The sequence below is a fragment of the Pedobacter sp. MC2016-24 genome, from assembly GCF_015223055.1.
Taxonomy (GTDB): Bacteria; Bacteroidota; Bacteroidia; order Sphingobacteriales; family Sphingobacteriaceae; genus Pedobacter.
In genome coordinates this window covers 314,139-341,117 of sequence record NZ_JADFBX010000001.1, presented here as the reverse complement: position 1 = coordinate 341,117, position 26,979 = coordinate 314,139, and the positions used below count along the sequence as shown (strand labels likewise).

Here is a 26,979-nt window from a genome sequence, read left to right as displayed (position 1 = left end):
CTACAAGATATGACGATGTTTATATTAAATGGTCGAAAGGTACAAAAGTAAACGAATTGGGATCAGGAATATTGAATGTTTTTAGTTTCTTAAAAGATTATAGCCCCCGGCAGACTACCTCAGTTTATTGAAGATAAGCTGTTAAAACAATTATACCTGTTGGGGAAATTCTAAACGAATCGATAAAGGTGTGTGAAAAGGTGTGTGAAAAGGTGCGTGAAAAGGTGGGTGAAAGATTGACTCAAAACCAATATAGAATTATAGAAAAAGCTGAGTTCAATGTAGCGTTTTCAACACTTTAATCGTATAAATAGCGGGCGGGAGGATGTTGTCAAAGATTATTTCATAGTAGTGACAGACACCAAATGCCCGATTAGCGGGAGTTAACTTAAAATATTAAATACTATTACCTATAGCTCAATATAATATGCAAGCAAAAACAATATTGACAGTTTTATTAATAAGTGTCGGAATAGCCGTCCAATCATGTAAACGAAATAACCCAGTTGTTCCAAAAAGCGAGCAAACCGTTCCGAAAATTGAAGATATTTTGAATGGAAATGATCAAAATCTGATCAACCTACTAAATAAGGTACGGGGAAGCGTTGGAAGACGTGGCCCCGGATCAAAAACAATTTGGAGTAGAAAAAACGATTATGGTTTGGGACTTTATATAAGCGCCAACCATGTTTTTAACATATCCGGATGGAATTCCCGAAACGCCAAATTCTTTGACTTATCGTCCGAAAACACGGGCATTTTTGAAACATCGCAAATTCCTCAGACTAATGGAGGTATCGATTTGGGTAATACACTGGTGGCAGATTTCCCTTTCATTCATTTTGATATTTCTCCCGGTGCCACTAATACGACTCTACTGCCGGCAGAAGATTTTTATCTAGGAATAATTGATAATCAACGAACCCCGCAAGGCCCTTTTCCGAAACACCCTGAACTTGTTAAAACGTCTGAACCATTGCAGCTATACGATCCCGAGCATAGGACAAAAGCAACCCAAACATGGAATACCGCTGTGGCAGGCGAAAAAGTTATTGCAGTTGGTTATCCTCAGGATGATATCAACTATCCTAACGGAGCGGTAGCTTATGGAAAAATATTATCCAATAACGAAGCAGCGGAAGCAATCCAAAAATTGAAGATTGCAGGCGATGCCGAAGGAGATATCCCGTATAACGCGAGTGCAGAATTCTTTACAGAAGCGCAAGCGATCGCTGGAATGAGCGGAGGGGGCGTATTTAATTCCTCGGGGCAATTATTGGGAATTATGGTGAGAGCAACCGATAAGGAAGGTGCTCCTAAAATCATGAGAGTAGTAAAAATATCCTATATTAAAGCTGTCTTAACAGAATTTTATAACGGTTTATCCGAAGTAGACAAGATCAAAGTAAGCCCATTTATAAGGGGCGAATTATGATGAATCGGCAGATTTGATTGAGTCACGCAGGAGGGCAGGCAAATTGGATAGGGGTTATGCAAAGACGTTTTGTTTCCATGTGGTTTATCTGAAGAAAATGAGCTGCTTTTAAAATATTTAATGTAGATTGCATTGGGCTGTTAAATAAGCAGTTCAATAAATTAATAATGAAACAACGTCTCTCTCTACGCCGGGTCTTATCGATGCGCGCATCTTTATGTTTAATACGAATGCTTTAAATAATTCATCTGAAGAATATCGTGTTGCAGTATTCTTTCATGAAGTATTGCATGCTTATCTTGCCGCCTTATTTGTCGCTGACCCAAGTGTATTGCCTAATCTTCCTGATCATGATACAATTGCCTATAACTACGTAACTGTTCTAAGTTTAAATCTACATTATATGTACGGATTGGATATCGATGAAGCTAATGCTTTAGCTTGGGAAGGATTACGCGAAACAGCTTTTTGGGATTTAAGACCTGAGTCTATAAAGAATAATATAACTGCAATCAATCAAGATCACAGATTAGGTATAAGAGGCCATAAATGTAAATAGCGTATGAAAAATAAATTACTTTTCCTGAACTTATTAGTTTTAGCTGCTTTTAGTGGTTATTCGCAAGAAAAAAATACTGACAAACTCAGATCTGAGATTTTCAAAATCGTAATACCCAAAGATGATAATTATTTGGAAAAAGGACAGTTTAAAAGTAGTGTGATTGCATTCTCTTACGCCATTGGAACTGATGAGAAAGGTAAAATAGATACCATTAGCTTGTCAAATTCTGTATTAAACGAACATTCTGGTTTTGTTAATTATGAGCGTATTAAAGCAGAATTAAAGAAACAGGAAGAGTTGTTTAAAAATTTCCGAAATACTTTGTTTTTTGGAATGGTCATGGTTGCAAATGGGGAACTGGACTATATTAGACCAAACCAATTGTATTCATCCTGGCCAAAGCTGTTGCAAAATTTGCAACCTTTATTGGGTAGAAAGAAACTTGTGGTTTATGATCCGTTCCTGACACTTTTCTACTATAAAAAAAGTGACTAGTGTAATTGTGTGTTTATCGTGAAGAAAGTGTAAATCTACAAAGAACTGGGATTTCAAATGTTTTGTTGGTTTGCCTGTGGCATTGCTGAGGATAAATTGAAAAGGACGATCTTTCTCCCCATGTCCTGTTTGTCCTTGAAATGACGAGATATTTCTTGTGTAAACAACAGGCAGTAAAATGCTTTCTTAATGTAAACGTATTTCAGTACGGGACAAATTAATGATCATGCTGGTTTGGATAAAGAGGCCGATACAATGGGGAAGAAAGGGATTAGTGATAACTAGCTTATTTACTGACTCAAATTATGAAGAAGTTAAGGTAATTTCCACTATGAACCAAATCACAAATTCCATTTGACAAAGGAGAAATATAAGCAGCAATTTACAGAAGCCCATGTTGTTTTTGATTTGTTAAATCAACTATTTCTGAACAGACGAAAGCAAATCATGTGGATATCCTAAAGAGATTGCACTGATCTCATCCAGGCTGGCAATATGTTCACTGCTTAAGTTGACAATAGATAATGCGTCGGTCAAGGGGCGAATACATCATCGTTCCTAAGCCTAAGTGCTTGGCCATAGGCATGAATTCTCGGTCAGCCGTACGCTGTACCAGATTGTATTCTAGTTGGACCGCATTCAATTTAAACATACCCACAATTCTCGAAATTTTCCATGCTGGAAAATTCGCGATACCGGTGTACAGGATTTTTCCGGATGTTACTAAATCTTCTAATCCCCTTGCAATTTCTTCCAGTGGAGTATAACCATCATCAAAGTGTGGCATATATAAATCTATATAGTCTGTGCGAAGCCGCTTTAAACTACTTTCTACGGCCTGCCTCATGGCCTTTCGATGATTTCCATAGTTGCCTAAATGAGGTTTCGCATCGCTACTTGAGGTATATTTTGTGCTCACAATGAAGTTGTGGCGCTTACCCTCGATAAATTTTCCGACAATTTCTTCGGATTCTCCCAACTGATACCGGTCCGCTGTATCAATAAAGTTGCCGCCAGCCTCGGCATAACTGTTCATGATTTTTATTGCTTCATCGGAAGTGGTGCCATATCCATTTCTGGTTCCAAAGCTGGCTGCTCCCAAAATGAGCTGACTTGCTTTTAGTCCTGTATTTGTCCCAAATAAGTTATAATTCATTTTTTTCATTGGAATATAATTTGTTTTTTATCGGTGATGAAGCTATCATGAGCAATATTTTTCACTAGCATTTATTGATTTTTGTGTTCAAGAGCTCGCAAGCTCGGTTCATCGCTATTTGTGAGTGTTTGCTCATGATGGTTCCATCGTAATACAAAGCTAAGGTTGCGCGGTTTGCCATCCAATTACGGATAAATTTATCCGTATCTAAAATTATATTCCTATGACCTATATTTGATCTTCAACTATGAGTGATTATAAGAAAAAGTTATCTGTTCCATTGGAATGTGGACTGCATCTGTTTATGGTAGTAGTGAACGGAAAATGGAAGATCAGTTTGATTTGGTGTATTCATTCCGGGTTTAAACGCCCAAGTGAATTACAAAGAAAGATCCCGAAGGCCTCAAGAAGGGTATTGGATGTTCAGTTGAATCAATTAATTGGGCACGGAATCATTCGAAAAATCACCTATGACGAGCTTCCATTAAAGGTGGAATATGAATTAACACCCCTTGGGCAAACGCTCATTCCAGTGATTGCATCCACCGCTCAATGGGGCGAAGATCATCGAGGGGAACTGGAGGTTTTATTGCGCTAAGCTGAAGATATATGAAAGGCACAAAGAAGTCGAGTTGATAAACGCGAATGGTAGAGCAAGGCATGTGTCCACGATTTCTTTCTTTTTGACAAGTCCGTTGTCCATAATATGTTTGCAGTGGATGGTGGGTCTTTATCAGTTACGTTGGCAGCATCATAAATGTGTTCTTAAGAAGATGGTTGCTTGATTTATGTATATTAGAGTTGAAAAACCTTTAGACACATGAAGAATCAGACTCATCTTCGCTGTATGTTAGTTGTTGTAATAATGACGTTGACTTTCAATAGCTGTTCTAATACGCATGTAGTTGAAGGGGAAAAGCGCGAAGTGGATACCGTTGTTCAGGAAAAAGATCCGCCACCACCATCTTATGAAGCTTTTAAAGGGATTTCTCAAGATAGCCTTTTATCATATTTGAAAACGACAGAAAATATCGTTGTTAATAAAAATGCAAAGCTTCCATTCAGACGCCTTCGATACAATAAGATTATAGCTTATGAATATGAGGGTACTATTGGAGAAAGGGTGATTGGCATAGCTGAAAAGTCAAAACTTGCGACAACAATAAAGCAACAGAAGGCACTAAATCAAGACGAGGCAAATAAATTGACTTTTTTATTAGGCGCGAACTCAACGTACGGAAATACATATGCGATGTGTTTTAATCCTCATTTAGGGGTAGTCTTTTTTTATAACAATAAAATAGTTTACCATGCAAGCATATGTTTAAATTGTAATAGGCTACGTTCATCTATTACGATTCCGGCAACAAGGGCAAAGTATATTGGAATAGGTGATGATTATAAGTATCCAGCGGAGGGATTTAGTAAATCTGGAAGCCAGAAGTTGGTTGATTTATTTAAAGAACTGAGGTTAGTTGGAATGGCTCCGGTTCGTAAATAGATAAACGCTTCGCTGGGACGATTAAAAGAACTTTTTATAGTTTTTTCTCCAGTATTGTCCTATAGAGCCCCATTTGTAATTTTTATAATGCTCAATGGTCTTTATGGGTAATTTAAGAAAAGGTGTACGCTTTTCGCCTAGATCATCTTGATCAGGATTACCAGGCCTTTTTAAAAGTAGGAAAGGAATTGTGAAAGATGGCTATCTAAAAAATTATACAGATCTTTTTACAATGAACAATATACAATGAGAACATATTTTGTGCTAGATTAGTTGTCTATGACAGTTAATAAACCAAAGGTACCTAAGGGCTTAAGCTATATCATAAAATCGTCTCAGCTCAAAGCGCTCTTTGAGGAACTTAAACTTGATATTGATGTTTCGGTTAACTATTCTGTTTCAAAAGAAGGACCCGAGGGAATTAGGGTATTTGAATGTCTCTATTGGCTTCCAAATATGAATGTATCCTATGATAGATTATATATTACAATTGGTACTGTTAACATCAGCAATAAAGAAAAGATCAGTATACTTTTGAAGGAGCTTTTTCCGAAATTTAAAGAATGGATCCTGTTTTTATTGTCTCAACCAGAGAATTCGACCTTAATAAAACATGATAGCTATATACGTGCAAATTTTATTAATGATGAGTTTGTGTTGAAATCAGAACCTGATTATACATCTTCTTCTTAACTGCAATTATCGCTTTTTGATGCATCATTTCTTATCGTTGAGTCCAGGGCATATCAATCATAGCATTTTCAGTTTTCTTGTAGAATTGATCGTCGATACAACTGGCGGTATAGAAAATCCATTTATTTTAATTGCGATGACATTGGCACCGGCAATTCTGGAGTATGGCAAATTATGCCTTTCTATGGACTTTGGATGCTATTTGCTGATGGGGGAGATTGGAGATAATGAGTCTGGGCCGAATCCGAAGGGAATGTATTGGTATGATGACAATATTGGTGACATAGATCAAGCGTAAAATTTGTGGTTACAGTCCTAAAGCTTTACCTTAGATTGCAATAGATTGATACCATTTGAAAACATATATTACGGAGCTGGCTTGTCACTATGAACGTTATTTTGGCGTATCTGGTAAAAGGTTGAAGCTGAAGAAAGGGCCGATAGAGAAGTTGCACCCAGACTTTTTTATTTTAGAATTCCCTCCAAATAATAAACATGATATGTTTTGCTATTGTACGCTAGGCATGTCTGCAGATCGCTTAGATGATAATTTAATAGAATTGTTTGTTTACTCAGCTAAAGCAGACGAGACATTGGTTGAGCTTTTGACTGTTTGTGCCTCGTATCATAGAAATGTATTGCCATTGGGTATAAATCATACCGTGAATATTGGACAACCTTGGTTAGGTAATTCAAAATGTGACTATGGCTTTATATCGGCTGCTTATCTTGATGGGGCTGAACTGGGGTTGTTTGAATATGATGGCAAGGAGATCGGTTGTTATTGGCTTATTCCCATCACGGAGAAGGAAAGGGATTTTAAGATTGAATATGGGGTTGAACAATTGGAACAATTGTTTGAAGATAAGCAATTGAATTATTTAAATCCGGAGCGCAATTGCATGGTTGGGGAGTAAGGGTCAGAATTTATACTTACTAAAATTATGGAGAAGCTAAGGTAATTTCAGTTAGTTCCTGCTATTCTGGATGATTGCCGTAAAATTTGATGATTGAAATTATGAACTGATATGTCACAGCTAGACCTTTAATTGATAAATTAAACAACAGCAAACCAAGCTTGAATATCAAGCTCAATCCAACAGTAACATGTATATAAAAGTAAATAATCTATCTTAGATTAACTCATTGTATACTTATAATTACTCACATGCAGCAATTTAAAACAAAGTTCCCTACCGGCTATGATATTCCAGATCCGTTAAATGATAATATAGATATGCATGTTATTGTCCCTGAGGGCAAAGTTTTTTTTGCTACTATATTTACGCTACGAAATATTCAGCATCTGATGGATAAACTTGGAATGGCATACTTTTCTGGAGCGGATATGTTGATCTTAAACGATTTAATGAAAGAAACAATACGTATTGCGATTACGCAAATTATTGAAGCAGACGAGTTGGATACAGCACTTTCTGAGATAGGGTCGATAGAGGCTGTGTATGGGACGGGTAAGAATTATGATAATTTAGTTGATGAAACTATTTTATATAATTGAATTATTTGTTGTCCTATCGTTTTGATACCAGTTTTTAAGTTTACCCGTCATTTTATCCTGTTACGGTAATCTCTAGGCTAAGCCTTTAATTTGAGCTTTTAGTGGCAATATCTGATAGCCCATTAAATTTATTGAGAATAGGCAAGGAATGCTGTTTAATTTTGCATTTTATCCAACCAAATAAAGTTCTAAAACAGGCTTTTTAAATAATAAATCCCATATTAAATTTTGCTCAATTGACCTGACGATGCTCCATTTCCGGAAATGAAAGTTAGTTGGTTTAGGAATTACTTACACAGTAGTTTTACGTCAAATCAAAGTTTATTATGCTAACAACAACAAGGACAGCTCATCAAATTAAGCAAAAGAAGGAAACCGAATTAAAGCCAAAGCAAACAACCTATATCGATCCGTTTATAGATTTTGCATTCAAAAGGTTATTTTCATCTGAGGAAAGTAAGCCTGTTTTGATTGGGCTGGTAGTTGTTACATCATAGAGATACAGCGTGGTTATCTGTCTGGCCAACAGCCATACGGGTAAAATATTCTATGATAAATTAAGTCTGATATTCATTGAGATTTTTAACTTTGTTAAAGGGCCTGAGCAACTGGAAACAGACATTGATAGGTGGTTATATGCTTTGAAGCATTTAACGGAGTTTAAAGCACGTCCAGCGTATTTAAGTGGCCCAGAATTTGATCAATTATTCAACTTGGCTAAATACGCCAATTTAACCAAAAAAGAGAAAGCCATGTACGACGCAAGTTTAAAGTATAAGTGGGATAACAAGAACGTTAGGGACTACGAGGTAAGTAAAGGTCGCGAGGAGGGTCGTGAGCAAGGTCGTGAAGAGGGGTTGCACAAGAAAGCTTTAGAGATTGCAAAGGAAATGCTTGCTGAAGGAGAACTTTTAGAGAGAATTGTTAAATATACTAAACTTTCGATCGAAGAAATCCGGGCTTTAGATTGAGTTGTGTCCCCAGTTATCCTTGCGAAATACGAAGCAAGACCAAGTGGAGATCGGCTTGTATCTCGCGAGGACAGAGTATCGGGAAACACTGCCCTTGACGGCGATGCTTAATTGTACCTCTCATTCCGGGCCAGACTGGCCACTAATCTGTCTGCCGAGATGGGTAGAGAATGCTGTCAAAGCATGACCAAATATAATTAAATCTTCCAATCTCTTTTCTTCTTCCCTTGAATCACTTTTGTCGGATTACCCAGTCATGATAGAGGTAATTCTGGAGTATGGCATCCGAAGGGAATGTATTCGGATGATGACAATATTGGTGACATAGATCAAGCGTAAAATTTGTGGTTGCAGCCCTAAAGCCTTATCTTAGATTGCAATAGATTGATCCGATTTGAAAACTTTAAATGGGCATGGGAGGTAGTGTATACGCTGTTAATTTGGCATTATATTTAATCTCTCGGCTTTAATCTTGAATTTTGCACTATTTTCTTTGTCGCCAATTTCCTGGTAATAATTAGCCAGCTCAATCCACCCAGATTGATCATCTGGATACAGCCTTACGTACATCTCCAAAAAATACTTAGCTATTTTAAAGTTTTTATCTAAAACCTTACTTCGCCAGGCTAAGCCTTTAATGTCAGCTTTTAGCGGCAATATCTGATAGCCCATTTTTTTTGAAACATATTGATAATGGTTTTCTAATATTAGCGCAGAACTATCGCTTAATTTACTGAATCTTGGCCTTTTGTAAAAATTGAATATAAAGTTGAGGGCATCGTATGTGGCGATTAAAGGTATCGAACTGTGATTTTCTGCGGTATAATATTTAAATACATACTGAAGCTGTGTTTTTAGCTGGTTCGCTGAAATAAACTCATCGAATGCTATGACCGACCTCATCGCGACAGTAGCATCAGTGGTGTCCTTCTTTATCGTAAGGATATCAGAATTTCCAGTATTTATGCTATTTGCCATAGCAAGATACAATGCTTTATTGGAAAGTGTATTTGCTTTAATGTAAGTACTTATATTTTTTAAAAGAAAAGACTGTTTCCACCACAATGATGGATCAAGAGCGATGTAGGAGCTAAACATAGATGGGTATTTAACCAATACGTTAGCTACCAGCAGACCACCTACAGAATGACCTAAGAGTAGTCTGTAGGGGGCTGTTAAATATTTTTTCTCAATTTCAGGTATCAGCTCTTTGTCCAGGAACGAAATGAACTTCTCCCCAGCACCATTTGGCTTATAATTGCTCGACGAATCAACAGGTAGTGTAAAATCCCGGCTTCGTTCTGTGTTGCATATACCAATAACGATCATCTCAGGCATAGCACTACTGGCCGTAAGAAAATCAGATATACCTGTATAAAAGTGAAAAAAGACATCGCCATCAAGTAGATATGCAACAGGATAACGTACTTGAGGATTGTAGTTACTGGGAAGATGAACCAGGAACTTTCTTTCTTCCCCGAGAACTTTGCTATACATGCGCTCGATTTTTCCAATTGATACTGAATTTGAATTTTGCCCAACCACCCAAAAGGATTTAACAAGCAGCATCACGATCAAGAAATATTTATTTTTCTTCATTTATGACGAGAGTTATTATGCATATCATTGCTATTCTGAATAATCGAAGATAATAAAAAAGCACATATACCAGCAGTCAATGTCTATGGTGGAATTCTATCTACGGACACAATTGATGTCAGGAAGAGTTTACTGAATTTATAGAAGAAAAGATTACGCATTTCCTTTCAGCTAAGGATTTTCGATTCGGGAGATTTTGTGTCAATCTTTAAGTTTATTGAGAATAGGCAAGGAATGCTATTTAATTTTGAATTTTATCCAACCAAATAAAGTTCTAAAACAGGCTTTTTAAATAATAAATCCCATATTAAATTTTGCTTAATTGAGATCACGATGCTCCATTTCCGGAAATGAAAGTTAGTTGGTTTAGGAATTACTTACACAGTAGTTTTACGTCAAATCAAAGTTTATTATGCTAACAACAACAAGGACAGCTCATCAAATTAAGCAAAAGAAGGAAACCGAATTAAAGCCAAAGCAAACAACCTATATCGATCCGTTTATAGATTTTGCATTCAAAAGGTTATTTTCATCTGAGGAAAGTAAGCCTGTTTTGATTGGGCTTTTAAATAACCTGTTTAAAGGGAATAAATTCATCACTGCTATTGAATTCGGAAAAAACGAGCATCACGGTGAGATTGCAGAGGATGGAGGGGCGTTTTTGATGTGTACTGCACAGATGCCAATGTTAGTTGTTACATCATAGAGATACAGCGTGGTTATCTGTCTGGCCAACAGCCATACTGGTAAAATAATCTATGATAAATTAAGTCTGATATTCATTGAGATGATTAACTTTTTTAAAGGGCTTGAGCAACTGGAAACAGACATCGATAGGTGGTTATATGCTTTGAAGCATTTAACGGAGTTTAGAACACGTCCAGCGTATTTAAGTGGCCCAGAATTTGATCAATTATTTAACTTGGCTCAATACGCCAATTTAACCAAAAAAGAGAAAGCCATGTACGACGCAAGTTTAAAGTATAAGTGGGATAACAAGAACGTTAGGGACTACGAGGTAAGTAAAGGTCGCGAAGAGGGGCGTGAGCAAGGTCGTGCAGAAGGTCGCGAAGAAGAACGTTCAAAAGCATTGGAAGATAAGAGGGAAATTGCACTTGAACTAAAAAAGACGGGCTTAGATTTAGATTTCATTGCTAAGACGACCAAGTTGTCTTTAGAAGAAATACAAGGGTTAAATTGACTTAAGTTCCATTTACTGGATAGACCTTGTGCCTGAGGGGATTGCCGCGGCTCAATATTTTCGTTCACCTACATATCTAATTAATCAGGTTGTAATGTAAATTTGTCCGGCTATGGACATCCATAGTGGTGTAAACAGATAAACATGGATAATATACTAACAGAAAAAGACATCCTTGAACAGGAAAATAAGCTTTACAGTGCAATCAAAGAAGGCAACATCACCTTGCTTGACAAGTTGTTGCATGATGATCTGTTGTTCATTATCCCAAGCGGGGAAACAATAACAAAGGAAAAGGATCTGGATACTTATCGCAAAGGAGCATTAAAGGTTAACGAACTTCTACCAGAAGTTGAAAACCTAAATATTATCGATGATATGGCGGTGATTACATTGATCATAAAATTGAGCGGAAAGTTTAATGAAGTACCGTTTGAAGCTAGCTATCGGTATATCCGGTTTTGGAAAAAATTTGGCGATGGGGTTAAAGTAGTAGGCGGAAGCGGAATCGCTATTTAACCGGAATTATGGTGGATTATTTTTAGTTTAATACTGAAACAGGTGAAGTAACAGATGTACACTTCCTAACTAATGTAAAAATACAATGAGAATCATATTTTTCAGTGTCGCACTATTGCTAAGTGTAACGCTAGGTGTTGCACAAACCCAGGTATCTCTTAACTCAAAAATATATTTGGAGTTGCCTTCGGGAACTGTGAAGTTTGCGGATACAGAGAATTTAAGCAAAATGAAAGAGGCATTTGGTGAACAGTTAGCACAAACTTTGACGAAAAATACAGAAGTTTATAAACTAGATAATATGATATTTCGTTTCAAAGTGTTAGAGAAATTTCCGTCAACTTATATTGAAAATGTTAACAAGGTATTCGATAATAGCTATGGCAGAAGTACAAGTGCGTTGTATAGCCGTGAGAAGCAATTATATAAAAATTATCAAAAAGTATCAAAAAATGCTGGCGATGGTAAAGTGGTGTATGCGCTTTACGATACTGATGACAATGCTAGTTTAGATTTCCATTATTACAATCCCATAAAAAAGGCAGTATTTAGTTTGAAGATAGATTATCCCACAACAGATAAAGTAAAGGTTTTTCGAGCCGTTGACAGGATGATAGAAACAATAGTTGTAAAGTAATTAAAGCTATTGAGATAAATTCACTGTTGTCCAGATAAAATGTTTGGGCTAGCTTACCAGCTAGCCCATTGTTTATGTATTTGAGTTACCACACTTAAACCCTCACCATTCTAACATAATTAATAATAATGAACAATTAAATTAAAAACGCCTTGAATGGGTAAAGTTCTATGAGGCACAGGAAGCTTATATTAAAATATAGGATGAGGTATACGTTACTGATTCGCCAACAGAAAGATGCCATTTGACCCGAGTATTCAGTCAGGTATAATCAAACTATCAGACAACGATTAACGATTAACTATTATATATTTGTTCAAACGTTATGACGGTCAAAATGAACAAATATATCTCTCTTTTAATAATCCCCCTAATTTATTCAGGGGGGGTATTTGCTCAACAGCAAAAGTCAGCTTCCTATCCTGAAGTTGACTTTTTTAAAAACCCTAAGCAACTATTGTGTTGGAGTGGTCCACTATCTTCATCTTACAAAACTAATGTGAATATCTCTGCTGTGCCATTGATGGAGTATTTTAAATCAAAATTTGGTTCTGCCAGAATTGTTTGTAAACCTAAATATGGCTTCGAGAAGTGGAATGCCATGATCAAAAAGATAAAATCTTCGGACAGTTTTAATCGGGTTAAAGAAATTGCGATTAATGAAACGGAGCAGAAAAACTTCATCATTTATGCTTTTTTTATGGAGTATAAATATCTTGTGGAGCCTGATGAAAAACCTGCTTTCCCAGGAGGAAAAGATATGAACTTCCCTGCCCCGATATATGTTTATCAGAAAGAAGTTTATAAATGGAAGCTTTTAGAAAAACTAACTGTAAAAAGTTGGTCTGATTATGCTGATCTGCAAATGAAGTATGCGAAAGCAAAGTGAAATTACTTAGTTTGTTCAGCCAAATAAAGTTCTAAAACAGGCTTTTTAAATAATAAATCCCATATTAAATTTTGCTCAATTGAGATTAAGATGCTCCATTTCCGGAAATGAAAGTTAGTTGGTTTGGGAATTACTTAGACAGTAGTTTTACATCAAATCAAAGTTTATTATGCTAATAAAAGCAAGGGTTGCATTTGATGTATACTGTATAGATGCCGATGGTAGCCGTTACATCATAGAGATACAGCGTGGTTATCTGTCTGGCCAACAGCCATACGGGTAAAATAATCTATGATAAATTAAGTCTGATATTCATTGAGATGATTAACTTTGTTAAAGGGCCTGAGCAACTGGAAACAGACATCGATAGGTGGTTATATGCTTTGAAGCATTTAACGGAGTTTAGAACACGTCCAGCGTATTTAAGTGGTCCAGAATTTGATCAATTATTCAACTTGGTTAAATACGCCAATTTAACGAAAAAAGGGAAAGCCATGTACGACGCAAGTTTAAAATATAAGTGGGATAACAAGAACGTTAGGGACTACGAGGTAAGTAAGGGGCGCGAGGAGGGTCTTGAGCAAGGCCGTGAAGAAGAACGTGCAAAGGCATTGGAAGATAAGAGGGAAATTGCTCGTGAAATGTTGGCTGAAGGAGAACCTCTAGAGAGAATAGTTAAATATACTAAACTCTCCATTGATGAAATCCAAGCATTAGATTGATTTGTGTCCCCTGTTATCGAGAATTATCGAAGTGGAGATTATAAACTTGTAGGAAAAGGTTTTAAGCTGGAAGGGGTGGAATAATTTTTTTAAATAATTCGTTGAGTGAAGAATCCGTCAGTTTTCGTTCTTTTTGTTTTACCCAAGTGTTTTTGGGTTGAGGAAATCCAGTTCTACAATATCCAGCCTGGTTTTGAAAATCCACGACTGCATGGTAATAGTTATTGATGGAAAGAATAGCCTTTGACAGGTCTTCTGTCCATAATATCTTTGCAGTGGATGGTTGGTCTTTATCAGTTACGTTGGCAACATCATAAATGTGAAGTGCATCTAGTATTTTCAGGCCATTGTCATTTCTGTCAACTGCGTATAAATAGCCAGTTTCACCGTTATCTTCAAATATAACAGCGTAATTATTTTCTGCGGTGCTTTCAATGAAGACATCTTCTCCTACATTAAATGTTTGCTCTTCATAGATGATTGCCTTTGGCTTGTTTGACTGCATTGTGTTGTGTTGTTAATTTCAGTATTACGATATTCCATTTACAATGAGTGTATGATAGGTTTTATTGCTCAGATTTATAATCAGGTTAAAGAAGTTGCTTCCACCGTCCGATACCATGAGGATTTCTATTTTCCATTTTTCTTCAAAACTCTGCCAGCCTCTAAAACAATTGACATAGACCAATTTTTGACCCTTAATATTGGTTACAGCTACAAATTGCCGACGGTATTCTTTAAAGTCTTTAATGCGCAAAGAATGCTTTTTTCCGAGGCTTGAATTGTATTCTAGCCGAGCAGAATTGGTGATACTATCTAGTGCTAATATATCAGTTTTAGTAAGACTAGTGTTCTTATAATTCTTTGGAAATAAGTAGGAGTGGTCTGCTTTAAATTTAATAATTGTATATAAATCTGAACTATCGGTTTTAGGTTCAGTCTGTAGTTTTTGTACTGTAGAATATTGAGTCTTACCTGAGTTGCAACCGAAAAACACAAAAATTGTTAGATGTGATAAAAGAAGGAGCGTGGGTGGTTTCATAAACTGAAGATAATTAAATTTATTAAAATAGGTGTCAATTGATAATAATCAGCCAACGCTATCGATTCGCCGGTTGAAAACTTATTAATCAGAAAACTCAATGAGCAACTCGTCAATTGGTTACTGTAAAATTGGAAGCGCTTATTACAGTATGACTGGCGAGTTATTGGCTCTTTCCATGTTGTTGATTTACTATCTTAGATTGAATTTGATAATGCTATAAATATTATATTAGCTGATATGAATGCAGAAGAACTAAGGCTTGGTAATATTGTTAATTTTCTAATGGGCAGTTCATGGTTACAGGGGCAAGTAAATAACATTGGAAAATCAAACTGCGTAATTGGTGCCTCCTCTATTAAAAGCCTCAATATTCAAGGTGTTCGTATAACAGAAGAATGGCTACGTAAATTTGGTTTCAGAGAAATGGAGGACACAATTCCTGAAGGCTATCCAACTTTTTGGCCTCCAGACTGTAGCAGATTTCGAATTTATTTTAGCGAATCAAATCAAATGTTCAATTGGGACGTATTTGATTTGAAGACCCTTGATCTGATGGAAAGGATAGCAACTATAAATTATGTACATCAACTTCAGAACCTGTTTTTTATGCTGGAAGGGAAAGAACTGGTTGTACAGGAAGTATAACTAAATGTGAATTATTCAAATCAGCCGTAAAAAAGCAGCGCAGTTGAAGCTATTCGATAGATTTGAAAGTACTATATTAGCGTTTAAATAAAACACGTTTAACTTGTATGATCCGTTTGCTCTCACTCACCACGTTTTTTAGCATCTTAACGCTTTGGGCAACCGCTCAGAAATTCAACCCATCGATCAACAAGGATTCCCTTTTGAAGGTCATTTATCAAAAATTAGGTTCTGAAGAGCGGATCAAAGAATTTAAGACTCATTATAATTCAGGTAATAAAGAAGTCCAGGAGTTTTTGTTGTTTATGAGAAGTATGCCTCAAAGTAGTAAAAAGGAACTCATCGCCAATATTGACAATAATTATGATAAGATACACCTATTAATTGAATCATTTCGGAAATTGGTACCCAAAGGTTTTGATGTTTTTATTGAGTTTCAGCCAGCTAATAATATCATTACCACACCTGCTAATATTGATATGCGTATTGAATATCTGAATCCAGATAATTTCAATTCAGAGGAAATTGATCAGAAATGGAAAATGGAGTATGGTTCAGCAGAGTTGGATAGGATGTGTAAAAAGCTGAAGTGGAATGACGGAACGTTAAAGGAAATAAAGCAGTTACTTGATGATGCACATTGTATTTCAATTGATAATAATGCCATTGCTGGTGTTGGTTTCGCCAGAAGTGGCATGAGTAAATATTCTTATCGGATTTTTAACCACAATCTAGACAGGGAGGAGATAGGAAAGTATAACGATGGCTGCAGCTATATCTTTCACAAGAATAATATTGTACTGCAGTATGGGGGTGGGGCTGTGGGACCACAGTGTTTTCCGAATGGGGTTGATTGAATTGTTATTTAACAATAATAAAGAACTTAAGTGTAATATTCAGACAGTTAAAAAGTTTTTGAGTTCACCGATCAATCCTACTTAGGTTTTATTAAGGTAACTTGGACAGCAGCTGTTTGACGTTTTCAGTGACCAAAGAAGGATCATCAAGCATAATAAAGTGTCCTGATTTTATTGTTGATAAATGTTCAAAAACTGTGATTCCATTTTTCAAACTTTCATGAGCGTTATACCATAATTGTTTGTCTATACCTGAAACCCCAGCACTTGCTTGCATACTAGTGATTACTGTTACAGGAACATCAGGCAGATTGGGAAGAGTTGACATATAATCCAAATCTTCGCGGAGCGCTCTTACCTCCTGCAGCAGCCCTGGTCCGGCACCGTAAGTTTTTTTTGTTGCATCATATAAGCTATCTTCCTCAGCCTGCGTCCAGTGATTGGCAGACTCATGTGACGGATCAAGAAACAAAAGAGCAGCAATCTTCGATGGATTTTTGATGGCATAAGAACGTGCAATCATACCACCCAGGGAATGTGAAACAATAATAACTTTTCGTTCACCAGCAATTGCAGCGATGACAGCAGCCAGTTCATCACTTAGCCTGTCAATGTTGCGTGGCGATGGTCCCTCTTGTGATTTTCCGTAGCCAGCCCGATCATACATCATCACATCGGAAATAGAAGATAATGGCATTCTAATATTTTCTTCAGTCCAAATGGAGGCGTCATTACCCAAACCACTTTCGAATACAATTAAATATTTAGATCCTGATGATGACGAGTAACTCATCAGTTTGTGGGTACCCAAATCAATCTGTTTTTCAGTTAAACTGGGATGCATTGATTTTTTCTTGCAGGAAACAACGAGTAATGTTAAAAGTGTAAGTAAGAAGAAGGATCTTTTCATTTTTTTATATTTATGAAACAAACTTCTTCCAAAAAAAGAATATAAAGGTACTTCTGGATAAGTATTTTAATGTGCTAAATGTCTGTATTTTAATGTTTTGATACAGAAGAACCAATTTCTAATCCATTTTTTCTTTGCTGGAAGTCCTATATTCTCTTGGAGACATGCCGGTAACTTTTTTAAAGGAAATATTGAAAGAGGTTTTAGAGCTGAAGCCACATTCAAATGCTATACCCATAATTGTTAAGTGATCATACGATGGATTTTTGAACATGCGCATGCACTCATCAATTCTGTACCTATTTATGAACGTGTAAAAATTCTCTTCTAAACAGTCATTGAGCAAATAAGACATGTGATAGGTATTGGAAAGCATCATTTTACTTAGTTTCGGCAACGTGATTTCAGCGTCTAAATAGGGCTTATCGCTACTCATTAATTCCAATAGCTGATGTTTAAGCTGATTCACTTTTTCATCTGTTAGCACTTTCTTCTTCAATGAAGGCGAAGCTGGATTGACTGCAATAGCAATACCGGTTGATCCTCCGATTTCCAGGTTACTGACTAAATCGTCAGCGATCTGATTTTGATTCGGAAAGAAAGAAATTATATCTTTTTGCCTCATGATTTGCACACCTATATAGTAGAACGAGAAAAGATAGATTATTGAGGCGAGAAGAGACAGTAAAGGTTCGGCGGCAATCACTTCTAGCAACCAGATCATAGAAAGCATGCCTAGCCCCATCATTATTTGGCTAAGCCATTTGTAATCATTGCCAGCGAAACTGGAAAGAAACAGCGGAATGGATTTCCTGTGTTTTCTCAACTGTTTTAACGAAATAAAAAGATACCAGAAAATCTGTATAAACAAAAGGGTCAATAGAAAGATGCTTGCAATCTTCTCTATGTGATTTGCTTTGGGCTTATTGACTACAATTGCCTCTGGTGTTATTAGGAATGTAAAAATACAAAGTGCAAGTAGCAGCAGATATGGTATGAAATGTAAGACAAGTTTAAGCTCTAGCTTTTTATCAATTGAGGTTAGATACACAGAAGCAAGATAAAAACATGGCGCAATGGCATAAGTACCTGGCTGAAATATGAGCATTAAGGCTGGATGACTTATATACGTTCCGCTGATATTTAATGCTTCGTCTGTAAAGTTAAGGGTAAGGAAAAGCAAAAAAAGTGATAAGAACCGGTAGCCTATCACTGCTGTGGTTTTTTTTGTGAACGTTAAAACAGCCAAAAAAAATAGTGTACTGGATATAATGGTGCTAATGCTAGCTATAATTTGCGGATTTATGTTCATTGAAGTCTAAAGCAAAGGTAATTGTTATGGTGGAGCCTTTAAGTAGCATGTGAAGGCTTAAGTGGAATGATGGAAAATTAAAGTAAATCATGCAATTACTTGATATTTCCATGTAGGTTCCATGATTTATTGTGAGATTGAGTCACATTTTTCCAGATCCGGATTTGCCAGGTTTAAAGTTGAATTTATAATGCCTAATATATTTTTCAAGATAGGATTTTCGTCATCCGATCTCCAACTCATGTATAAATCAGACTGAATCGGAAGTTCGATAAACCGAATGCCCGACATAGTATTTTTGGAGAATGAAGTGGGTAATATGGAAATTCCAAGTCCATTAGATACTAATGACATGATGGTTGAACCAAAGTCTGAGCGGTGGTGTGTTTTTGGATCGAAGTCAAAAAGCTTAAAAAATTGTTCAACGATTTTTAAATAACTGCTCTGTTGATGAGCCATTGGAAGGATGAATTTTTCTTTTCTGATATGTTCAGGGGTAATGTCAGTAAAATTCCTGATGCAGTGATTATCCGGTACCACCAGAGAAAGGGTATTGCTACCTATTTTCCTGGAGCAAATTTGTTCCAGGCTATTCATGTCGCGTGTGATGGCAAGGTCAATTTTGTACTCCGTTAGGAACTCTTGCTCATTTTCATAAAGCAACTGGATGAGTTCTAATTGCAAATCAGGGAATTGATGGGAGATCTGTTTGAGAATTTCGGGTAAGATGGTGAAAGTAATCGAATCAGGATGAGCAATTCTAAAAGTGCCATATTCTCCAAGCTCCACTTTTTTTGCAAACTGATGTATAAATGTGAACTCTTCCATCATTCCTGCATACTTGTCCCTCAGAAACTGTCCTGAAGTGGTTAATTTGACGTGTCGCTTGTTCCGCTCAAATAATTTGATGTCCAACTCATTTTCCAGTGCTTGTATTTGCCTAGAAAGTGCTGACTGGGTAATGTTCATTTTGGACGCTGTATTCCAGAAATGGAGTTCTTCGGCTAGTTTTAGAAAGTTTTTTATTTGCTGTAAATCCATAGTAATGCATATTAATCATTAATAGATGTAAAAATAGCATTTTAATGCATTAATTAGTCTTGTATCTTTGTGAGGTTGTAACATTAAGGAAGTTCATAGGGACGGGGAAAGCGAAACAGTGTAAATGGGCAGCGACAAACGCCGGAGGTTAATAAAAGGGCTATTAATTTTATAATCGCATAGGTGGTATTAGACTGATAAAGTCAGGTTTACAACACTATTATAATAAAGTAAAGACGTGTATTAATGATAAAAATGATAGAAATTAAGAGGGCTACCTCAGCAGAAACTAAGACGTTACAGCAGATTGGCCGGCAAACTTTTTTTGAAACTTTTTCCTCAAATAATGATGAAGAAAATATGTCCAAATATCTGGAAGAGAGTTTTGCGCTTGATCAATTGAATGCCGAGCTGAATGAATCAGGTTCACGATTTTATTTCGCGATTATTGAGGGGGAGGTGATTGGTTATCTAAAATTGAATACGGGATCTTCACAAACTGAACTCCGAGAGCACCAAGGTTTGGAAATCGAAAGAATTTATGTCCTGCAGCGTTTTCACGGCAGGAAAGTTGGGCAGGCATTGTATGAAAAAGCATTAGAGATCGCTTTTGATATCCGGGCAGATTATGTTTGGTTGGGTGTTTGGGAAGAAAACCCAAGAGCAATCAGTTTTTATAAGAAAAATGGTTTTGTTGAATTCGACAAGCACCCATTCATGTTGGGTGACGAGGAACAGACTGATATCATGATGAAAAAGATGCTAAAGTGATACGACCCACTTATGACTAAAAAAAAATTATTTCTCATTTTACTTATTCTTGGGACAGCATTTTGGGGTATATCCTTCTCAGTCGTTAAACTGGTTGTGGGTAATTTTTCTGCATCAACTTTTTTATTTTATCGCTTTTTGATTGCAACATTCGTGCTTTCCATTATATTTTTTAATCGGTTCAAAGTAACAGATTGGCCATCGATTAAAATAGGCATGGGATTGTCGTTGCCACTTATGTTCGGTATTTGGCTACAGACATTGGGGATCAAATATACGGCTGCTTCCCAGTGTGCTTTTGTTGCTGGAATGTGCGTGGTTATCGTGCCGGTATTGAAGATCGTTATGTATAAGACTTTTGCTCCCTTAAAAATTTGGATAGCTGCTTTAATTGCGATCACAGGCCTTTTTGTCATCTCGGTGAGACAGAATCTATCCATCGGTATTGGTGATATTTATGTATTGACTGGTGCTGTCGGATTCGCTGTTTACTTGATCAAGGTCGAACAGTATTCCAAATCCCGAAATCTTGTTGCGACTATTGTCCCTATGTTCGCGACCTGCACCCTAATCACAGGGTGTTTTGCCTTAACGGACGCTCATGCAAACTGGATGCCTGACAGTGATATCTTTTGGATTGGTGTTGCCTATTGTGCACTATTTTCTACCGCTTACATGTACACCATTTCAAATCTTTCTCAGCGATACCTGAGCGCAGAAAAGGTAGCTCTGATTTATCTATTCGAACCAATTTTTGGTGCGATCGCTGCTTTTTTTGTTTTGAGTGAAGTGCTAACCTGGCAGTTATTTGCAGGTGGATTGATGATCTTTATTGCGACTCTGATCTCTGAAATTAATATCTATCAGTTTGCCCGGAAAAAAAATACGATCAACATACCATAAAGTTAAAGGTGCATCATAAATTGATCTTATAATGATCGTCGTTTTTGGGTGAAGAGCAGGTCATCATCCTGATTACGGATGGTATTATTAAGTTCGTCACTGATTCGCACATTAAGAGATGTTGCATTTTCGTGTTTCCATATGAAATATTTGTTATCTTTGAGTTAGAACAATCTGTTCTAATGATCATCGGCATTCATGTACCAGGACCAAAGTAGTCAGCCAGAGATTCTGGACATTAAAAAATTTGAGGGGCTTTTCAAAGGTAACCATCAGTTTTTATGTATGATCGCTTTCAAGATTGTTCAGGACCACTACGTAGCAGAAGAAATCGTCCAGGAGTTCTTTGTTAAATACTGGGAGGAATGTAGCGGATTTCTACTGAAAAGGAATTTTACAGCGTTTGCATACCGCTCAGTCAAAAACAGATGTATTGATTATCTGCGAAGGCAGTCTGTGTTTAACAAAAATTTTGTCGTGGTTCCATTTGATGGCTTTGATCAGCAACAAGCCGATCACGAAGAGGTGCCTGAGAAAGATCAAAGACTTAAAAGAGTGTTGGAATTATTCAATGAATTGCCGGTAGAACGAAGAAAAGTACTTGAGCTTCACGCGATACATGATTTAAGCTATAAAGAGATTGCCGAAAAGTTAGGTATTTCTGTTAACACAGTTAAAACGCAGCTTAGACGTGGCTACTCCAAGCTGCGGGAGCAAACTTTCTTTATTATGCTCCTCTCTCATCTGATCTATTTTATTTTTTCTAAATAATTGTCACCCATTTTCGATGAGCCTGCGTCATGTTCATGTATGGATCGGGATAACAATCATATCGACTGGAATAAGGTACTTGATGAACTTGACAAAAGATCAGGAATTCAGGAGCTAACGCCTGAAGAATAAGAATTAAAAAAAGAGCTGCTGAAGCTTAAGGAGGAAACTGCGAACCTTTTAGTTGGGTACCGTGACTACGATACTCAGGCACACTGGGAAAAACTGAATCAGCACCTAAGTGTTGCCTCAGGTAATTCCAGAAAACCTGCTACAATTGAAAGCAGGAAGAGCGTACTCTGGCCCCGCATAGGAATTGCGATGGCTGTTTTTTTCGTACTTTCTCTTGGGATATATTTTCTTTGGTTTAATACGGATCCGAAAGAACAAATGGTTCAACTGAAAACTAAGGATATCCTTCCAGCAACAAACAAGGCTATACTTACGACGGCAAGTAACCAGAAGATCATCTTGTCTGAGGAAGGTCATAGCGATCTCGGTCAGCAGGGAAATGCCGTAGTTGCTAAAGACAAGGACGGATCTCTTCACTATCAGGCGCTTAAAGGGCGTTCCGCAAATGGTGTTGTTTACAATACGGTTACCACACCTCGTGGTGGCGTCTATCACCTTACGCTGGCGGACGGTACACAAGTTGATTTAAATGCTGGTTCTTCGATTACTTATCCAACTACTTTTTCCGGATCGGAACGGAAGGTGTCAGTTACTGGCGAATTGTACTTTGAGGTTGCACATCACAAAAATATGCCGTTCAAAGTGGTGTCAGCTAATCAGACCATCGAGGTGCTCGGAACCCATTTCAATGTAAATACTTACGTTGACGAGCCGGCAACAAAAACTACTTTACTGGAAGGTAGTGTAAAGCTTACCAATCATCTCCATCAAACACTTTACTTAAAACCTGGGCAACAGGCTCAGAATGGTACAAACCTATCATTGGTGCCTGGAGCCAATGCCGAAGCGGCGATCGCCTGGAACAATGGTTTCTTTCATTTCGAAAATGCAGATATAGCTACCATCATGAGGGCGTTTTCCAGATGGTATAATGTGGATGTTGTTTTTAAGGGAAAATCAAATGGAAAGCATTTTACGGGAGATGTACATCGAAATCTGACGCTTTCATCAGCATTACAAGTATTGTCCTATTTAAAAATACGATTTAGTATCGAAGCAAACAGAATTGTAGTCATACAGTAATTAACCGTCAACTTAATAACCTAAACCACCAATTATGATCAACTATTTACGACAGCGCTGAGCCTGAGGCTAATGGAACCTGTAAAAAACCGCGGAAGTGTTGGACCACAACCGCGGTAATGATGGGTCAACCTAATCCCGATTAAGGGGAGACAATTGAAGATTGAACAAAGTATTAACCCAAACACTACAAAAGTAATGAAATTTATTTCTACTGCTATGCCTTATTGTGCATGGTACTTTCCTAAAAAAATCCTGCTGGTCATGAAACTGACAATAATCCTCATTTTTATAAGCTTGGTTTCTGTAAGCGCCAGTTCGCTTGGACAGATCACGCTTCATGAAAAGAATATACGCCTGGATCAGGTCTTTGATAAGATCCGGAAACAAACAGGTTACACCTTTGTGTATGAGTCTGAGCTGGTCAAGAGTAATCGGATATCCGTTAACTTGACAGATGTGAGCTTGAACGCCGCACTACAGGCGATCTTCCGTGATCAGTCACTTACTTTTAAATTGGTCGATAAAAATATTGTCGTCCAGCAACTGGAACAATCTTTCTTGGATAAGGTGAAGCAGGTATTTTCTGCGCCGATCACAGTAAAGGGGATTGTTATTAGTGAAAAAAAACCGCTGGAAGGGGTTACCGTTTCTGTAAAAGGAACTACAAAGGGAACCAGGACCAACCAAAAAGGTGAGTTTGCACTAACCGACCTGAGAGATAACGATGTATTGGTATTTAACTACCTTGGTTATGAAAAATATGAAATCAGTGTTAAGGATAGCAAATCATTCAACATTACGGTAGAGCTCAAACTGAGTGTTTCTAAACTTGACGAAGTCCAGGTTGTGGCTTACGGACAAAGTACGAATCAGCGCCTGACCACCGGTTCAATTGCCAAAGTCTCTGCTGAAGACATTGCCCGTCAACCCGTAACTAATGTTTTACAGGCGCTATCGGGTCAGGTACCAGGATTGTTGATTACACAAGCTAGTGGAACACCCGGAGCAGGTGTGAATGTTCAGATTCGTGCGGCGAACTCTTTGCCTTCTGCTAATGGTGTTGCTGCCGTCGGTAGCAATCCTCTTTACATTATAGACGGTGTACCTTTTCTATCAGAGCCAATATATACTGCAGGTGGCAATAAAGTTGGATTCCTCCAACCTACATTTGGTAATAGTCCGCTCAACGCAATCAACCCCAATGACATAGAGAATATCGCGATTTTGAAAGATGCTGATGCGACCTCTATTTATGGCAGTAGGGGAGCAAATGGCGTAATCCTAATTACGACAAAAAGGGGAAAAGCGGGGAAAACCAAGGCTGAGTTTGGTTATAGAACAGGGGTTTCTGATGTGGCAAATTTGCACCGGGTGGAAAATATGACACTCGATCAGTACCTGGAAGTTCGTCGCAAGGCTTTTGCAAACGCCAACGCAACGCCTACGGTAACGAATGCGCCGGATTTGCTGGTTTGGGATCAAACGCAATCTACAGATTTCCAGAAAGTGTTGTTTGGTGAAACGGCGCATACAAATGATTTTTCCAGTTCATTCTCAGGAGGTAACGAGTTAACCAATTTCCTATTAGGTGGGAATTACCACAAAGAGACGACAGTCACACCGGGGGGATATAGCTATAATAAAGGAAGTATTCATTTTTCAGCGGAGCATAGTTCTGCGGATCGGAAATTTACCGCGAATGTCAATGCGACCCTTATACTGGATAAAAATAACAATACTGCCAGACAGGGCAATAGTGGTGATCTTGGGCAGGTTGCGTTAACTCAGGCCCCCAATTTCCCGCTGTATAATGCCACTGGTGGCCTATACTGGTATGATAAGAGCATTTTTAATCTTGCTTTTAATAATCCGCTATCTAACCTTTATCAGGATTATACTGCGAAAAACAATAACCTGATTGGCGGTATTCAGTTGAAGTATACACCCATCAGCGGCTTAAATATTAAATTGAATGCTTCTTATAATAAACTGGTCGCTGATTCAAAAAATCTCTATTATTCACAGGCTAACAATCCTTTAGCCAACATGTTGCCCTCGGCAACCGGAATGCAAAACATTGCCGAGACCTGGAATGTTGAACCACAGGTGGATTACAGCTTAAAACTGGGTTCAGGGAATCTAAATGTCCTGGCAGGTGCAACTTTTCAGGACAATAAATATGATCAGCCGTTTTACATTGTTGGAAGTAATTATTCTTCTGATGCACTATTAGGCTCGTTTTCAAATGCGGGGTCTATCAATGCCTGGAATTTTAATTCGGAATATAAATACCAGTCTGTTTTTGGCCGATTGAACTACAATTGGATGAATAAGTACCTGCTAAATGTAAATTACAGGTACGATGGTTCCTCAAAATTTGGACAGAACAAACGTTTTGGAACTTTTGGGTCTGTAGGTGGAGCCTGGATTTTATCTGAGGAATCCTTTGTGAAAAATAACCTGCCGCTCATCAGTTTTGCCAAGTTAAGGGCCAGTTATGGAACTGTTGGGAATGACCAGATCGGTGATTACCAATATTTCGATACTTATAAGACTACCTTTAATGGATATGCAGGAATAAAAGGTTTGATCCCTGCTAAATTGGCGAACCCTGATCTGGAGTGGGAGCTGACCAAAAAATTAGAAGCAGCCCTCGATCTGGGATTTTTAAAAGACAGGATCTTGATCAGTGGTGCGTATTTTAGAAATAGGACAAATAATTCTTTAGTAAGCAATGCCCTGAGTATTGCGACGGGCTTCGAATCCGTTTACGCCAACCTGGCTGCTGTTAAACAACAACAAGGGCTGGAGTTTACTTTGACAACCCAGAATATCAAATCTGCTGATTTCAGCTGGACCACCAATTTTAACATCAGTTTTGCACAAAGTAAATTGGTTAGTTTCCCAGACATCGGCAACTCCGCTTATGCTGATCTGATGGAAGTCGGAAAATCCCTCAGCACGATATATGGTTATAAATATACCGGCCTCTCGGCAGACAAAAAATTGCCTACTTTTCTGGATGCCAATAACAATGGCAGAGTCTCGCTTTTTGAGCCTGGCTTGGCGATTAACGGTGTTGGAGACTATGTAGCTCTTGGTAAAACAGACCCGGATTACTTTGGAGGAATGAACAACAACTTCAGGTATAAGAATCTTCAACTGGATGTTTTGTTCCAGTTTACCGGTAAGAGCACACGATATGGAATAGAATATTACACAGGCACAAGTCCGGTGGGTTATAACCCTGTGAACATGTCCAGCTACAGCTATGACCTTTTCAAAGCCACAAATGGGGCGATAGCATCCCGGGCTTCTGGAGCTGGAATAGAAGGGACACCGGGTGACAGTTACTATAAATATACCTTATCCGATGCAGTATTAAGTAATGGCGCTTACCTCAGGTTGAAAAATATCGCCCTGTCGTATAACATCGACAGCCGATTTTTGAAACATTTGATGTTGAGTTCTGCGCGCGTATTTGTTCAGGGCCAAAATCTAATGACTATTACTAAGTTCAAGGGATATGATCCGGAAACTCCTGCCAATAATACACCACCCCTCAGAACTGTTGTTGCAGGTATTAATTTCTCATTTTAAACTATCA

The 26,979-nt window shown here is 37.6% G+C and carries 30 protein-coding genes; 23 read left to right on the top strand and 7 right to left on the bottom strand.

Annotation, left to right across the window (positions count from 1 at the left end; all coding sequences use genetic code 11):
- Nucleotides 1–427 precede the first annotated feature (427 nt).
- The 3 genes from IM797_RS01665 to IM797_RS01655 all read left to right on the top strand — a co-directional run bounded on the left by IM797_RS01665 (nucleotide 428) and on the right by IM797_RS01655 (nucleotide 2,492).
- Nucleotides 428–1,435: a serine protease gene (locus IM797_RS01665; RefSeq protein WP_194125350.1), complete on the top strand. Its 1,008-nt coding sequence runs from the start codon at nucleotides 428–430 to the stop codon at nucleotides 1,433–1,435.
- Nucleotides 1,436–1,652: 217 nt separating this feature from the next.
- The gene (locus tag IM797_RS01660; protein WP_194125349.1) at nucleotides 1,653–1,994 is read left to right on the top strand and encodes a hypothetical protein; all 342 of its coding nucleotides are present in this window, start codon (nucleotides 1,653–1,655) and stop codon (nucleotides 1,992–1,994) included.
- Between the two features lie 3 nt (nucleotides 1,995–1,997).
- Entirely contained in the window at nucleotides 1,998–2,492 is a 495-nt protein-coding gene (locus IM797_RS01655) for a hypothetical protein (RefSeq protein WP_194125348.1), read from the top strand.
- 499 nt (nucleotides 2,493–2,991) lie between these two features.
- Here IM797_RS01655 and IM797_RS01650 read toward each other — a convergent pair whose 3' ends face one another.
- Complete coding sequence (locus IM797_RS01650) at nucleotides 2,992–3,648, bottom strand: aldo/keto reductase (protein ID WP_228098673.1); 657 nt, start codon at nucleotides 3,646–3,648, stop codon at nucleotides 2,992–2,994.
- Between the two features lie 247 nt (nucleotides 3,649–3,895).
- On the opposite strand from IM797_RS01650, the gene IM797_RS01645 reads away from it, so the two are divergent.
- From IM797_RS01645 to IM797_RS01615, 7 genes are all read left to right on the top strand, one after another.
- Nucleotides 3,896–4,246, top strand: a complete 351-nt coding sequence (locus IM797_RS01645; protein ID WP_194125347.1) for a helix-turn-helix domain-containing protein — start codon at nucleotides 3,896–3,898, stop codon at nucleotides 4,244–4,246.
- A 222-nt stretch (nucleotides 4,247–4,468) separates the two neighbouring features.
- On the top strand, nucleotides 4,469–5,149 hold the full coding sequence (locus IM797_RS01640) for a hypothetical protein (RefSeq protein WP_194125346.1): 681 nt from the start codon (nucleotides 4,469–4,471) through the stop codon (nucleotides 5,147–5,149).
- Between the two features lie 279 nt (nucleotides 5,150–5,428).
- Complete coding sequence (locus tag IM797_RS01635; RefSeq protein ID WP_194125345.1) at nucleotides 5,429–5,842, top strand: hypothetical protein; 414 nt, start codon at nucleotides 5,429–5,431, stop codon at nucleotides 5,840–5,842.
- 19 nt (nucleotides 5,843–5,861) lie between these two features.
- Nucleotides 5,862–6,140 carry a hypothetical protein gene (locus tag IM797_RS01630; protein ID WP_194125344.1) on the top strand — a complete coding sequence of 93 codons (279 nt, stop codon included), beginning with the start codon at nucleotides 5,862–5,864 and terminating at the stop codon, nucleotides 6,138–6,140.
- Between the two features lie 55 nt (nucleotides 6,141–6,195).
- Nucleotides 6,196–6,759, top strand: a complete 564-nt coding sequence (locus IM797_RS01625) for a suppressor of fused domain protein (RefSeq protein WP_194125343.1) — start codon at nucleotides 6,196–6,198, stop codon at nucleotides 6,757–6,759.
- A gap of 251 nt (nucleotides 6,760–7,010) precedes the next feature.
- Nucleotides 7,011–7,361 carry a hypothetical protein gene (locus IM797_RS01620; protein ID WP_194125342.1) on the top strand — a complete coding sequence of 117 codons (351 nt, stop codon included), beginning with the start codon at nucleotides 7,011–7,013 and terminating at the stop codon, nucleotides 7,359–7,361.
- 506 nt (nucleotides 7,362–7,867) lie between these two features.
- On the top strand, nucleotides 7,868–8,332 hold the full coding sequence (locus tag IM797_RS01615; protein WP_370583062.1) for a PD-(D/E)XK nuclease family transposase: 465 nt from the start codon (nucleotides 7,868–7,870) through the stop codon (nucleotides 8,330–8,332).
- Nucleotides 8,333–8,767: 435 nt separating this feature from the next.
- Here the strand turns inward: IM797_RS01615 and IM797_RS01610 are convergent, their stop codons facing one another.
- Entirely contained in the window at nucleotides 8,768–9,931 is a 1,164-nt protein-coding gene (locus IM797_RS01610; RefSeq protein WP_194125341.1) for an alpha/beta hydrolase, read from the bottom strand.
- A gap of 412 nt (nucleotides 9,932–10,343) precedes the next feature.
- On the opposite strand from IM797_RS01610, the gene IM797_RS28300 reads away from it, so the two are divergent.
- The 6 genes from IM797_RS28300 to IM797_RS01585 all read left to right on the top strand — a co-directional run bounded on the left by IM797_RS28300 (nucleotide 10,344) and on the right by IM797_RS01585 (nucleotide 13,899).
- Nucleotides 10,344–10,637: an Rpn family recombination-promoting nuclease/putative transposase gene (locus IM797_RS28300; RefSeq protein WP_228098672.1), complete on the top strand. Its 294-nt coding sequence runs from the start codon at nucleotides 10,344–10,346 to the stop codon at nucleotides 10,635–10,637.
- A 9-nt stretch (nucleotides 10,638–10,646) separates the two neighbouring features.
- Nucleotides 10,647–11,132, top strand: coding sequence for a PD-(D/E)XK nuclease family transposase (locus IM797_RS28295; RefSeq protein ID WP_370583061.1), 486 nt, complete (start codon nucleotides 10,647–10,649; stop codon nucleotides 11,130–11,132).
- A 144-nt stretch (nucleotides 11,133–11,276) separates the two neighbouring features.
- Nucleotides 11,277–11,651, top strand: coding sequence for a nuclear transport factor 2 family protein (locus tag IM797_RS01600; RefSeq protein ID WP_194125340.1), 375 nt, complete (start codon nucleotides 11,277–11,279; stop codon nucleotides 11,649–11,651).
- Between the two features lie 85 nt (nucleotides 11,652–11,736).
- Nucleotides 11,737–12,288: a hypothetical protein gene (locus IM797_RS01595; RefSeq protein ID WP_194125339.1), complete on the top strand. Its 552-nt coding sequence runs from the start codon at nucleotides 11,737–11,739 to the stop codon at nucleotides 12,286–12,288.
- Between the two features lie 337 nt (nucleotides 12,289–12,625).
- Nucleotides 12,626–13,177, top strand: coding sequence for a hypothetical protein (locus IM797_RS01590; RefSeq protein ID WP_194125338.1), 552 nt, complete (start codon nucleotides 12,626–12,628; stop codon nucleotides 13,175–13,177).
- A 248-nt stretch (nucleotides 13,178–13,425) separates the two neighbouring features.
- Entirely contained in the window at nucleotides 13,426–13,899 is a 474-nt protein-coding gene (locus IM797_RS01585; RefSeq protein WP_370583060.1) for a PD-(D/E)XK nuclease family transposase, read from the top strand.
- Nucleotides 13,900–13,960: 61 nt separating this feature from the next.
- Here IM797_RS01585 and IM797_RS01580 read toward each other — a convergent pair whose 3' ends face one another.
- Together IM797_RS01580 and IM797_RS01575 are read right to left on the bottom strand one after the other, a co-directional pair.
- Nucleotides 13,961–14,404: a DUF2251 domain-containing protein gene (locus tag IM797_RS01580; protein ID WP_194125337.1), complete on the bottom strand. Its 444-nt coding sequence runs from the start codon at nucleotides 14,402–14,404 to the stop codon at nucleotides 13,961–13,963.
- Between the two features lie 24 nt (nucleotides 14,405–14,428).
- Nucleotides 14,429–14,941: a hypothetical protein gene (locus IM797_RS01575; RefSeq protein ID WP_194125336.1), complete on the bottom strand. Its 513-nt coding sequence runs from the start codon at nucleotides 14,939–14,941 to the stop codon at nucleotides 14,429–14,431.
- 240 nt (nucleotides 14,942–15,181) lie between these two features.
- Here IM797_RS01575 and IM797_RS01570 point away from each other — a divergent pair, with 240 nt between their 5' ends.
- Together IM797_RS01570 and IM797_RS01565 are read left to right on the top strand one after the other, a co-directional pair.
- Nucleotides 15,182–15,589, top strand: coding sequence for a hypothetical protein (locus IM797_RS01570; RefSeq protein WP_194125335.1), 408 nt, complete (start codon nucleotides 15,182–15,184; stop codon nucleotides 15,587–15,589).
- Between the two features lie 107 nt (nucleotides 15,590–15,696).
- Nucleotides 15,697–16,446 carry a hypothetical protein gene (locus tag IM797_RS01565; RefSeq protein WP_194125334.1) on the top strand — a complete coding sequence of 250 codons (750 nt, stop codon included), beginning with the start codon at nucleotides 15,697–15,699 and terminating at the stop codon, nucleotides 16,444–16,446.
- Between the two features lie 91 nt (nucleotides 16,447–16,537).
- Here the strand turns inward: IM797_RS01565 and IM797_RS01560 are convergent, their stop codons facing one another.
- The 3 genes from IM797_RS01560 to IM797_RS01550 all read right to left on the bottom strand — a co-directional run bounded on the left by IM797_RS01560 (nucleotide 16,538) and on the right by IM797_RS01550 (nucleotide 19,709).
- Nucleotides 16,538–17,356: an alpha/beta fold hydrolase gene (locus tag IM797_RS01560; protein ID WP_194125333.1), complete on the bottom strand. Its 819-nt coding sequence runs from the start codon at nucleotides 17,354–17,356 to the stop codon at nucleotides 16,538–16,540.
- 118 nt (nucleotides 17,357–17,474) lie between these two features.
- The gene (locus IM797_RS01555; RefSeq protein WP_194125332.1) at nucleotides 17,475–18,668 is read right to left on the bottom strand and encodes an AraC family transcriptional regulator; all 1,194 of its coding nucleotides are present in this window, start codon (nucleotides 18,666–18,668) and stop codon (nucleotides 17,475–17,477) included.
- A 126-nt stretch (nucleotides 18,669–18,794) separates the two neighbouring features.
- The gene (locus tag IM797_RS01550) at nucleotides 18,795–19,709 is read right to left on the bottom strand and encodes a LysR family transcriptional regulator (protein WP_194125331.1); all 915 of its coding nucleotides are present in this window, start codon (nucleotides 19,707–19,709) and stop codon (nucleotides 18,795–18,797) included.
- A 255-nt stretch (nucleotides 19,710–19,964) separates the two neighbouring features.
- Between IM797_RS01550 and IM797_RS01545 the strand changes: the two genes are divergently transcribed.
- The 5 genes from IM797_RS01545 to IM797_RS01525 all read left to right on the top strand — a co-directional run bounded on the left by IM797_RS01545 (nucleotide 19,965) and on the right by IM797_RS01525 (nucleotide 26,972).
- On the top strand, nucleotides 19,965–20,480 hold the full coding sequence (locus IM797_RS01545; RefSeq protein ID WP_228098671.1) for a GNAT family N-acetyltransferase: 516 nt from the start codon (nucleotides 19,965–19,967) through the stop codon (nucleotides 20,478–20,480).
- Between the two features lie 12 nt (nucleotides 20,481–20,492).
- Nucleotides 20,493–21,383, top strand: a complete 891-nt coding sequence (locus IM797_RS01540; RefSeq protein WP_194125330.1) for a DMT family transporter — start codon at nucleotides 20,493–20,495, stop codon at nucleotides 21,381–21,383.
- Nucleotides 21,384–21,581: 198 nt separating this feature from the next.
- Entirely contained in the window at nucleotides 21,582–22,154 is a 573-nt protein-coding gene (locus IM797_RS01535; protein WP_194125329.1) for an RNA polymerase sigma factor, read from the top strand.
- A gap of 321 nt (nucleotides 22,155–22,475) precedes the next feature.
- Nucleotides 22,476–23,369 (top strand): FecR family protein, encoded by an 894-nt coding sequence (locus tag IM797_RS01530; RefSeq protein WP_194125328.1) that lies wholly within the window; start codon nucleotides 22,476–22,478, stop codon nucleotides 23,367–23,369.
- Nucleotides 23,370–23,633: 264 nt separating this feature from the next.
- Entirely contained in the window at nucleotides 23,634–26,972 is a 3,339-nt protein-coding gene (locus IM797_RS01525; RefSeq protein WP_194125327.1) for a SusC/RagA family TonB-linked outer membrane protein, read from the top strand.
- Nucleotides 26,973–26,979 lie beyond the last annotated feature (7 nt).

Bases quoted from the DNA above. Each gene is read 5' to 3' on its own strand.
- IM797_RS01600 (WP_194125340.1), top strand. From the start codon at position 11,277: ATGGATAATATACTAACAGAAAAAGACATCCTTGAACAGGAAAATAAG.
- IM797_RS01610 (WP_194125341.1), bottom strand. From the start codon at position 9,931: ATGAAGAAAAATAAATATTTCTTGATCGTGATGCTGCTTGTTAAATCC.
- IM797_RS28300 (WP_228098672.1), top strand. From the start codon at position 10,344: ATGCTAACAACAACAAGGACAGCTCATCAAATTAAGCAAAAGAAGGAA.
- IM797_RS01530 (WP_194125328.1), top strand. From the start codon at position 22,476: ATGGCTGTTTTTTTCGTACTTTCTCTTGGGATATATTTTCTTTGGTTT.
- IM797_RS01640 (WP_194125346.1), top strand. From the start codon at position 4,469: ATGAAGAATCAGACTCATCTTCGCTGTATGTTAGTTGTTGTAATAATG.
- IM797_RS01580 (WP_194125337.1), bottom strand. From the start codon at position 14,404: ATGCAGTCAAACAAGCCAAAGGCAATCATCTATGAAGAGCAAACATTT.
- IM797_RS01665 (WP_194125350.1), top strand. From the start codon at position 428: ATGCAAGCAAAAACAATATTGACAGTTTTATTAATAAGTGTCGGAATA.
- IM797_RS01655 (WP_194125348.1), top strand. From the start codon at position 1,998: ATGAAAAATAAATTACTTTTCCTGAACTTATTAGTTTTAGCTGCTTTT.
- IM797_RS01525 (WP_194125327.1), top strand. From the start codon at position 23,634: ATGAAACTGACAATAATCCTCATTTTTATAAGCTTGGTTTCTGTAAGC.
- IM797_RS01555 (WP_194125332.1), bottom strand. From the start codon at position 18,668: ATGAACATAAATCCGCAAATTATAGCTAGCATTAGCACCATTATATCC.
- IM797_RS01545 (WP_228098671.1), top strand. From the start codon at position 19,965: ATGATAGAAATTAAGAGGGCTACCTCAGCAGAAACTAAGACGTTACAG.
- IM797_RS01540 (WP_194125330.1), top strand. From the start codon at position 20,493: ATGACTAAAAAAAAATTATTTCTCATTTTACTTATTCTTGGGACAGCA.
- IM797_RS01595 (WP_194125339.1), top strand. From the start codon at position 11,737: ATGAGAATCATATTTTTCAGTGTCGCACTATTGCTAAGTGTAACGCTA.
- IM797_RS01635 (WP_194125345.1), top strand. From the start codon at position 5,429: ATGACAGTTAATAAACCAAAGGTACCTAAGGGCTTAAGCTATATCATA.
- IM797_RS01575 (WP_194125336.1), bottom strand. From the start codon at position 14,941: ATGAAACCACCCACGCTCCTTCTTTTATCACATCTAACAATTTTTGTG.
- IM797_RS01620 (WP_194125342.1), top strand. From the start codon at position 7,011: ATGCAGCAATTTAAAACAAAGTTCCCTACCGGCTATGATATTCCAGAT.
- IM797_RS01645 (WP_194125347.1), top strand. From the start codon at position 3,896: ATGAGTGATTATAAGAAAAAGTTATCTGTTCCATTGGAATGTGGACTG.
- IM797_RS01535 (WP_194125329.1), top strand. From the start codon at position 21,582: ATGTACCAGGACCAAAGTAGTCAGCCAGAGATTCTGGACATTAAAAAA.
- IM797_RS01570 (WP_194125335.1), top strand. From the start codon at position 15,182: ATGAATGCAGAAGAACTAAGGCTTGGTAATATTGTTAATTTTCTAATG.
- IM797_RS01590 (WP_194125338.1), top strand. From the start codon at position 12,626: ATGAACAAATATATCTCTCTTTTAATAATCCCCCTAATTTATTCAGGG.
- IM797_RS01550 (WP_194125331.1), bottom strand. From the start codon at position 19,709: ATGGATTTACAGCAAATAAAAAACTTTCTAAAACTAGCCGAAGAACTC.
- IM797_RS01660 (WP_194125349.1), top strand. From the start codon at position 1,653: ATGTTTAATACGAATGCTTTAAATAATTCATCTGAAGAATATCGTGTT.
- IM797_RS01565 (WP_194125334.1), top strand. From the start codon at position 15,697: ATGATCCGTTTGCTCTCACTCACCACGTTTTTTAGCATCTTAACGCTT.
- IM797_RS01630 (WP_194125344.1), top strand. From the start codon at position 5,862: ATGCATCATTTCTTATCGTTGAGTCCAGGGCATATCAATCATAGCATT.
- IM797_RS01650 (WP_228098673.1), bottom strand. From the start codon at position 3,648: ATGAATTATAACTTATTTGGGACAAATACAGGACTAAAAGCAAGTCAG.
- IM797_RS01560 (WP_194125333.1), bottom strand. From the start codon at position 17,356: ATGAAAAGATCCTTCTTCTTACTTACACTTTTAACATTACTCGTTGTT.